Genomic DNA, 7,768 nt, shown 5'->3' on the forward strand with positions numbered 1-7,768 from the left:
CATGACTGATAACCTGATCGAAATCCGTGACCTGAATGTCGCCTTCCATGGCCAGCCGGCGGTGCGCAACCTGTGCCTGGACATCCGCCCCGGCGAGTGCCTGGCCCTGGTCGGCGAGTCGGGCTCGGGCAAGTCGGTAACCGCGCATTCGATCCTGCAATTGCTCCCCGAAGGCGATGCGCAAACCAGCGGCAGCATTCGCTATCGCGGTCAGGAACTGCTCGGCGCCGATCCCAAGGTCCTGCGTGAACTGCGTGGCAACCGCATCGCGATGATCTTCCAGGAGCCGATGACCTCGCTCAATCCGCTGCACACCATCGAAAAGCAGATCGGCGAAACCCTGCTGGTGCATCGGGGACTGGGCGGTAAAGCGGCGCAACAGCGCATCCTTGAACTGTTGGAACTGGTGGGTATTCAAAAGCCCGAAGAACGCCTCAAGGCCTATCCGCATCAACTGTCCGGCGGCCAGCGGCAACGGGTAATGATCGCCATGGCCCTGGCTTGCGAGCCGGAACTGCTGATCGCCGATGAACCGACCACGGCGCTGGATGTGACGGTGCAGCGCAAGATCCTGCTGCTGCTCAAGTCCTTGCAACAACGCCTGGGCATGTCGCTGCTGCTGATCAGTCACGACCTCAATCTGGTGCGCAGCATCGCGCAACGGGTGTGCGTGATGAAGGCTGGCGAGATCGTCGAGCAGGCGCCGTGCGAAACCCTGTTTACCGAACCGAAGCACCCTTACAGCTGCGTGCTGCTGAATGCCGAACCGGAGGGCGAAGCCCTGCCCCGGGACGAGCGCGAGAACGTGCTGGAGGTGGATGATCTTCGGGTCGAGTTCGTTGTCGGTGGCGGGCTGTTCCAGCGCAAACAATATTTGCGGGCGGTGGACGGCATCAGCCTGAATATCCAGCGCGGCAAAACCCTGGGCATCGTCGGCGAGTCCGGTTCGGGTAAATCGACCCTGGGCCAGGCGATTCTGCGGCTGCTCGACTCCGAGGGCAGCATCCGCTTTCAGGGCGCGGCCCTCGACGGTCTCGATCAGAAGCAGTTGCGGCCGTGGCGTCGTCAGATGCAGGTGGTGTTTCAGGACCCGTTCGGCAGTCTCAGTCCACGGATGTCCGTGGCGCAAATCATCAGTGAAGGGCTGGAGGTGCATTGCCAGTCCAGCGCCGAAGAGTGCGATGCACAGGTGATCCGCGTGCTCAAGGAGGTTGGCCTGGACCCGGAGAGTCGTCATCGCTACCCGCACGAATTTTCCGGAGGTCAGCGCCAGCGCATCGCCATCGCCCGGGCGCTGGTGCTGAAACCGGCGCTGATCCTGCTCGACGAACCGACTTCGGCCCTTGACCGTACCGTGCAGAAACAAGTGGTCGCCCTGCTCCGCGACCTTCAGGAAAAACACGGCCTGACCTACCTGTTCATCAGCCACGACCTGGCGGTGGTACGGGCGCTGGCGCATGACATGATCGTGATCAAGGACGGCAAAGTGGTTGAACGCGGTGCCAGCCATGAGGTGTTTGACTCGCCGCAGCATCCTTACACCAAGGAGCTGTTGGCGGCGGCACATCCGGGGTAGGCATAATCACTGTTTGACTTGAAACCGAGTCGCGGCCTTCGCGAGCAAGCCCGCTCCCACAGGGATTCGGGTTGTACCCAAATATTGGGTACCCCAGAGAAACCTGTGGGAGCGGGCTTGCTCGCGAAGAGGGCCTTACAGACAACCCAAACTCCGGATCAACCCACGCATGAACACCACCGAAAGCCTCAAGGACTACCAACGCGTTCGCACGCTGGCGATCCGCTCGCTGTTCGAGATTATCGAGCAGTCCAGCGAGGGCACGGTGATTGTCGATCGTGACGCGAACATCGTCTGGATGAACGAGCGCTATGCGCGGCGTTTTGGTCTTGAGTCGGCGAAAAAAGCCATCGGCAAACCCTGCGAAAGCGTGATCCCCGGCAGCCTGCTGCGTGAAGTGGTGCGCACCGGCCGCCCCATTCTGCTGGACATGCAGGACACACCGAAAGAGCCGCTGGTGGTGATGCGTCTGCCGATCCACGACGACGCCGGCGCGGTGATCGGCGCCATCGGGTTTGCCCTGTTCGACGAATTGCGCAGCCTGTCACCGATGCTCAAGCGCTACCTGAGCATGCAGGAAGAACTGGCCTCGACCCGCTCGCTGCTGCGGGCGCGGCAGACCAAATACAACTTCGCCCATTTCATCGGCACCAGCAGCGCCAGCCTCGAAGTCAAACGCCGCGCCCGCCGCAGTGCGAGCACCGATTCACCCGTGTTGCTGCTCGGCGAAACCGGCACCGGCAAGGAATTGCTGGCGCAGGCGATTCACAGCGCTTCGCCCCGCGCGCACAAAGCGTTTGTCAGCATCAACAGCGCGGCAATTCCCGAAGCGCTGCTGGAAGCCGAGTTTTTCGGCACCGCGCCCGGCGCGTTTACCGGCGCTGACCGCAAGGGTCGGACCGGCAAGTTGCAGATCGCGCAGGGCGGCACGCTGTTTCTCGATGAGATCGGTGACATGCCGTTGCCGCTGCAGAGCAAACTGCTGCGGGTGCTGCAGGAAAAGGAATTCGAACCGGTTGGCTCCAACGACGTGATTCAGAGCGATGTGCGAGTGATCGCGGCGACTTCGACCGATCTGCAAGCCGCGATCAAGCGCGGTGAGTTCCGCGCCGACCTGTATTACCGCCTCAATGTGCTGCCGATCCAGGTTCCGCCGCTGCGCGAGCGTCTCGACGATTTGCCGGCGCTCAGCGAGGCGATTCTTGAAGAGTTGCGTAGCCAGCATGAACTGAGCCGCGCGGCGTTGGAACTGCTCGGACAACATGCTTGGCCGGGGAACATTCGTGAATTGCGCAACGTGCTGGAGCGCGCGGCGCTGCTCAGCGATGACCTGATCCTCACCGAAGAGGATATTCGTGCAGCCATCGGCACGTTTACCCCGGTTGAGCGTCCGTCGGTTTCGACGCGGGAACCGTTGGCCGAGGAGACATTCGCCGAGGCACGGCAGCGGTTTGACCGGCAGTTGATCCAGTCTGCCCTCGCGCAATGTGCGGGCAAAGTGCCGGAGGCGGCGGCTCGACTGGGGCTGGGACGCTCGACGCTGTACAAGAAGATGCTGGCCCTGGGTATTGCCGAGTCTCAATAAAGAGACTTAAGTCTCCAAAAAAAGACAACAGCAGGAGCTTCGCGAGCAAGCCCGCTCCCACAGGGGGGTACGCATTCCAAATGTGGGAGCGGGCTTGCTCGCGAAGGCGTCAGCCCTCTCAACAAAAATCTCCAGAAAGAGACAACCCTTCAACTCTCAACACGCTGAAACCTATAAAACCCTTACATTTCAATGATTTGAATATCTGGCACAGATCTCGCTAAAGCCCTCCCCACACCCGCTTCACCCACAAAAATAACAATCCCTGGAGACACACCATGAGTGTGACCATTGCCTTGGCAGCCCTCGCGCTGCTGATGCTCGCCGCCTACCGTGGCTACAGCGTTATCCTCTTCGCCCCGATTGCCGCCCTCGGCGCTGTCCTGCTCACCGACCCGTCCGCCGTCGCCCCTGCCTTCACCGGGGTGTTCATGGAGAAAATGGTCGGCTTCATCAAACTGTATTTTCCGGTATTCCTGCTCGGCGCCGTGTTCGGCAAGTTGATCGAATTGTCGGGGTTCTCCCGTTCGATCGTGGCTGCGGCGATTGGCTTGCTCGGCACCCGACAGGCGATGCTGGTGATCGTGCTGGTTTGCGCCCTGCTCACCTACGGCGGCGTATCGCTGTTCGTGGTGGTGTTTGCGGTGTATCCGTTTGCCGCCGAGATGTTCCGCCAGAGCAACATTCCCAAGCGTCTGATCCCGGCGACCATCGCCCTCGGCGCGTTCTCCTTCACCATGGACGCCCTGCCCGGCACTCCGCAGATCCAGAACATCATCCCCAGCACCTTCTTCAACACCACCGCGTGGGCCGCGCCGTGGCTGGGGGTGATTGGCACGATCTTCGTGTTCTGCGCCGGCATGCTGTTCCTGCAGCGCCAGCGCAACAAGGCGCAGCGCGCGGGTGAAGGCTACGGCACCGAACTGCGTAACGAGCCGGAAACGGCCGAAGATCTGCAGCTGCCGAACCCATGGATCGCCCTGTCGCCCCTGCTGGCGGTGGGCATCATGAACCTGTTGTTCACCCAGTGGATTCCGCAGTGGTACGGCAAGACCCACAGCCTGGCGCTGCCGGGGATGGCCACGCCGGTGACGACGGAAATCGCCAAGCTCACGGCGATCTGGGCGGTGCAGGCGGCGTTGCTGATCGGCATCCTGATGGTGCTGGTGTTCGGCTTCAAGGCGATCCGCAGCAAACTCGCCGAAGGCAGCAAAAGCGCGGTCAGCGGCGCATTGCTGGCGGCAATGAACACCGCCTCGGAATACGGCTTCGGTGCGGTAATCGCTTCGTTGCCAGGCTTTCTGGTGCTGGCCGACTGGCTCAAGCAAATCCCCAATCCATTGGTCAACGAAGCGATTACCGTCACCCTGCTGGCGGGTATCACCGGTTCGGCGTCGGGCGGCATGAGCATCGCGCTGGCGGCGATGTCCGAGCAGTTCATCGCAGCGGCGCACGCGGCGAACATTCCGCTGGAAGTGCTGCACCGCGTGGCCGCGATGGCCAGCGGCGGCATGGACACTCTGCCGCACAACGGCGCGGTGATCACCCTGCTGGCGGTTACCGGCCTGACCCACCGCGAAGCCTATAAAGACATTTTCTGTATTACGCTGATCAAGACCCTGGCGGTCTTCGTAGTGATCGGCACTTTCTACGCCACTGGCATTGTGTGAGGTATTCATGACGACTCTTTCGGGCAAGACCGCACTGGTCACCGGCTCCACCAGCGGCATCGGTCTGGGCATCGCCCTGAGCCTGGCCAAGGCCGGCGCCAATCTGATTCTCAACGGTTTTGGCGATGCGTCGAGCGTGATCGCCGAAGTCGGCCAGTTCGGCGGCAAGGTCGGTCACCACCCGGCGGACGTCAGCGATCCGGCGCAGATCGCCGAGATGATCGCTTACGCCGAGCGCGAATTCGGTGGCGTCGACATTCTGGTCAACAACGCCGGGATCCAGCATGTCGCCGCCGTTGAGGAGTTCCCGGTAGAGCGCTGGGACTCGATCATCGCGATCAACCTGTCATCGGTGTTCCACAGCACCCGCCTCAGCTTGCCGGGGATGCGTGCCAAGGGTTGGGGACGAATCGTCAATATCGCTTCGGTGCATGGTCAGGTGGGTTCGACTGGCAAGGCTGCGTATGTTGCGGCCAAGCACGGCGTGATTGGTTTGACCAAAGTGGTCGGCCTCGAGACAGCTACCAGCAATGTCACCTGCAATGCGATCTGCCCGGGCTGGGTGCTGACGCCGCTGGTGCAGAAACAGATCGATGATCGTGCTGCCAAAGGGGTCGACCCGCAGCAGGCGCAGCATGATCTGCTGGCGGAGAAGCAGCCGTCGCTGGAGTTCGTCACGCCGCAGCATCTGGGGGAATTGGTGTTGTTTCTGTGCAGCGAGGCTGGAAGTCAGGTGCGGGGGGCGGCGTGGAATATTGATGGGGGGTGGTTGGCGCAATAGGTAGCGCAGGCCCCCTGTGGCGAGGGAGCTCGCTCCCGCTGGGTGGCGAAGCCGCCCCCGACAATTTACGACTGCTGCGCAGCCGATCGGGAGCAAGCTCCCTCGCCACAGAATTAAGTGCTGCACCCTGGCCTGCGTGCTTGAACAACACAACAAGAGGCAAACCAATGTCCGACATCCTCTGGCAACCCGATGCCGAGCGTATCGCCCAATCGCGCATGGACAATTTCCGCCGCGATATCAATCAGCGTCATGGCCTGGCCCTGAGCAGCTACACCGACCTGCACCGCTGGAGCGTGGATCAGCGCGAGGCGTTCTGGCAGGCGATCGTCGACTTTTTCGACATCCGGTTCCACACCCAGCCCGACGCCGTCCTGCGTGAAGGCGCGCAAATGCCCAGTGCCGAATGGTTTCCCGGTGCGACCCTGAATTTTGCCGAGCACCTGCTGCGCCGTCGTGACGATGCAGTCGCGGTGATTGCCGTGGCGGAAAACGGCCAGCGCGAACAACTGACCTGGTCCGAACTGGCCGAGCAAGTCGCCGGTTTTCAGGCCAGCCTGATGGCCTGCGGAATCGGCCTCGGTGATCGGGTGGCCGCGTGCATGCCCAACACCTGGCAAACCCTGGTGGCGATGCTCGCGACCACCAGCCTCGGCGCGATCTGGTCGTGCTCGTCGCCAGACTTCGGCACCCACGGCGTGATCGACCGTTTCGGCCAGATCGAACCCAAGTTGTTGATCACCTGCGCCGGCTACCGTTACGCCGGCAAAGACATCGACCAGACCACCAAGGTCAACGAAATCCTCGCGCAACTGCCGTCGCTGCAGCAGTTGATCATCGTGCCCTATGCCCGCGAACAGGCCCGTGCCGAGGATTACCACAGCCACGCCAACGTGACGTTGTGGGACGATTTTTACCAATCCGGCGGCGAACCGCGTTTTGTCCCGGTACCGTTCAATCATCCGTTGTACGTGCTGTATTCCAGTGGCACCACCGGCGTACCGAAATGCATCGTGCACAGCACTGGCGGCGTGCTGCTGCAGCATGCCAAGGAGCACGGACTGCACGTCGATCTCGGCCCCGGTGACCGGTTGTTCTACTACACCACTTGCGGCTGGATGATGTGGAACTGGCTGGTCTCGGCGCTCGCGGTCGGCAGCGCGGTGGTGCTGTATGACGGCTCGCCGTTTCACCCCGGCGATGAGCGCTTGCTCGACCTGATCGACGACGAGCGCATCAGCGTGTTCGGCACCAGCCCGAAATTTCTCGCAACACTGGAAAGCAGCGGCCTGAAGCCTGCGCACAGCCATGATCTGAGTAGCCTGAAGACCTTGCTCTGTACCGGTTCCGCGCTGTCGCCGCAGAGTTATGACTTCGTCTACCGCGACGTCAAGCGCGATGTGTGCCTGGCGTCGATGTCGGGCGGCACCGATGTGGTGTCGTGCTTCGTCAACGGCAACCCGCTGTCGGCGGTACGCCGAGGCGAAATCATGGGCAAGAGCCTGGGCATGGCGGTTGAGGTGTGGAACGACGCCGGCGTTGCCGTGATCGGCGAAAAAGGCGAGCTGGTCTGCACCCGGCACTTCCCGGCCATGCCCATCGGCCTGTGGCAAGACCCTGACGGCGAAAAACTGCGCAAATCCTATTTCAGCTTGTTCCCGGGCGTCTGGGCCCAGGGCGATTACGCTGAGCAACTGCCGCACGGCGGGATGTTGATCCATGGCCGCTCCGACGCGGTGCTCAACCCCGGCGGCGTGCGTATTGGCACGGCGGAAATCTATCGTCAGGTCGAGAAAGTCCCGCAGGTGCTGGACAGCGTGGCGATCGGGCAGCAATGGCAGGACGATGTGCGGGTGGTGCTGTTTGTGCGCCTGCAGGACGGTGTTGCGCTGGATGACGAACTGCAACAGCAGATCCGCCAGGTGATCCGCGCCAACACCACACCGCGCCATGTGCCGGCGAAGATCGTCGCGGTGACCGATATTCCACGCACCATCAGCGGCAAAGTGGTGGAACTCGCGGTGCGCAATGTGGTGCACGGTGAGCCGGTGAAAAATACCGATGCGCTGGCCAATCCCGAGGCCTTGGAGCAGTTCCGCAATCGCCCGGAGCTGTCGGATTAGCACGCCATCCCCTTGTGGGAGCGGGCTTGCTCG

Annotated in this window: 5 protein-coding genes; all 5 read left to right on the forward strand. The window is 62.1% G+C overall.

Translation table 11 applies throughout. From position 1 onward, the window contains the following. Window position 1: 1 nt before the first annotated feature. The 5 genes from NTD85_RS00295 (at window position 2) to NTD85_RS00315 (ending at window position 7,735) form a co-directional block, all read left to right on the forward strand. A complete protein-coding gene (locus NTD85_RS00295; protein ID WP_226499208.1) occupies window positions 2-1,576 on the forward strand; it encodes an ABC transporter ATP-binding protein in 1,575 nt (524 codons plus the stop codon). Window positions 1,577-1,745: 169 nt separating this feature from the next. Continuing rightward, entirely contained in the window at window positions 1,746-3,161 is a 1,416-nt protein-coding gene (locus NTD85_RS00300) for a sigma-54 interaction domain-containing protein (protein ID WP_262141134.1), read from the forward strand. 278 nt (window positions 3,162-3,439) lie between these two features. After that, complete coding sequence (locus NTD85_RS00305; RefSeq protein ID WP_262141136.1) at window positions 3,440-4,831, forward strand: GntP family permease; 1,392 nt, start codon at window positions 3,440-3,442, stop codon at window positions 4,829-4,831. 7 nt (window positions 4,832-4,838) lie between these two features. After that, complete coding sequence (gene hbdH / locus NTD85_RS00310; RefSeq protein WP_027612662.1) at window positions 4,839-5,612, forward strand: 3-hydroxybutyrate dehydrogenase; 774 nt, start codon at window positions 4,839-4,841, stop codon at window positions 5,610-5,612. Window positions 5,613-5,779: 167 nt separating this feature from the next. Further along, window positions 5,780-7,735 (forward strand): acetoacetate--CoA ligase, encoded by a 1,956-nt coding sequence (locus tag NTD85_RS00315; protein ID WP_262141137.1) that lies wholly within the window; start codon window positions 5,780-5,782, stop codon window positions 7,733-7,735. Window positions 7,736-7,768 lie beyond the last annotated feature (33 nt).

The organism is Pseudomonas sp. 13B_3.2_Bac1, from assembly GCF_025466205.1.
In the GTDB taxonomy this organism is placed as follows: Bacteria; Pseudomonadota; Gammaproteobacteria; order Pseudomonadales; family Pseudomonadaceae; genus Aquipseudomonas; species Aquipseudomonas fluorescens_H.

What these genes read in the sequence shown, in the direction of transcription:
- NTD85_RS00315 (WP_262141137.1), top strand. Translation starts at nt 5,780, where the DNA reads ATGTCCGACATCCTCTGGCAACCCGATGCCGAGCGTATCGCCCAATCG.
- NTD85_RS00295 (WP_226499208.1), top strand. Translation starts at nt 2, where the DNA reads ATGACTGATAACCTGATCGAAATCCGTGACCTGAATGTCGCCTTCCAT.
- hbdH (WP_027612662.1), top strand. Translation starts at nt 4,839, where the DNA reads ATGACGACTCTTTCGGGCAAGACCGCACTGGTCACCGGCTCCACCAGC.
- NTD85_RS00300 (WP_262141134.1), top strand. Translation starts at nt 1,746, where the DNA reads ATGAACACCACCGAAAGCCTCAAGGACTACCAACGCGTTCGCACGCTG.
- NTD85_RS00305 (WP_262141136.1), top strand. Translation starts at nt 3,440, where the DNA reads ATGAGTGTGACCATTGCCTTGGCAGCCCTCGCGCTGCTGATGCTCGCC.